The sequence below is a fragment of the Saccharopolyspora hirsuta genome, assembly GCF_008630535.1.
Lineage (GTDB): Bacteria > Actinomycetota > Actinomycetes > Mycobacteriales > Pseudonocardiaceae > Saccharopolyspora > Saccharopolyspora hirsuta.
Window position 1 is genome coordinate 1 of sequence record NZ_VWPH01000039.1, and the last position, 1,024, is coordinate 1,024.

Annotated in this window: 1 protein-coding gene; it reads right to left on the reverse strand. The window is 68.9% G+C overall.

Features of this window, described 5'->3' with window-relative positions; all coding sequences use genetic code 11:
- Positions 1 to 899 (reverse strand): DUF222 domain-containing protein (locus F1721_RS34215; protein ID WP_246155539.1); only part of this gene is annotated, 899 nt, incomplete at its 3' end.
- Positions 900 to 1,024 lie beyond the last annotated feature (125 nt).

A 1,024-nucleotide genomic window follows, 5' to 3' on the forward strand; every position in this document is an offset into this window, starting at 1 on the left:
CGGCGAATGGTCTGCGGGCTGAGGTACTGGCCGGTGCCGTCCAGCATGCCCGCACCACCGGGGGCGGTGGTGTGGGCGGCTTGAACCTGCTGCTGGAGGTCGTTGTAGTCGATGGTGACCGTGAGGTGGGGTCGCTGCCCACCGGTGCGGGGCATGCCGTCGTTGTCCAGGGCGAGGTCGAGCAGGGTGGCCAGGCCGTCGGCGTTGCGCTGCCCGACCGTGCGCGGGTCCTTGACCCCGTTGGTTTCGGGGCGGGGTGCAGCCAGGGGTTGCAGGGCGGTGACGAACTTCGCGCCGGTTTCCCGGTCCAGACGGGCTTTGATCACCAGCATGCCGTCACGAGCCGTGGCGTAGTGCAGCTCCCGGGATTCGTACTGGGCCTGCTCGTCACGGACCGCGCCGTCGCCGTCGAGCATGTACCGCATCCGATCGGCCAGCTTCGCGAGGTCTCGCGGGGACTGTTGGCAGGCGTGCTCGACCAGCAATCGCTCAACCTCACCCACGCGGTGCTGTGCGTGGGCGGGGAGTTTGGTGATGCAACGGGAGATGACCTTGGCGTGTTCCAAGCCGATCACGCCCTCCGCCAACGCCTCACCGGTGACCGGTAGACGCACGGATGCGGGCGCCGACGAATCTGCGTGGGCGGTGTCGGTTTCCGTGGTGGTCTCGCCGCTGGTGGTGGTGGCGGTGGCGAGGCGGACTCGGGTGGTGGCTTCGGGTCCGTCGATGTTGAGCAGGCTGGTCAGCCAGGCCTGAGTCGAACGCGCGCCATGGGTGGTGTGCAGGCGGCGGCGGTCGGCTTCGGCGATCAGTTCCAGTTGTTCCATGCGGGCGCGGCGGATCTGCTGTTCCATCTCCCCGATCCGCGCGGCGAGTTCAGTGTCGGTGTAGGACGACACCGGGGCAGGCCACGACACGGGGAGACCGGACGCGGACTCGGCCCGCGCGGGCATCCCCGCAGACACGACCACACCCGGTGCGGGGGTCGTGTCCACAGTCGTGGTCATCAGCGGTGTCATGACTC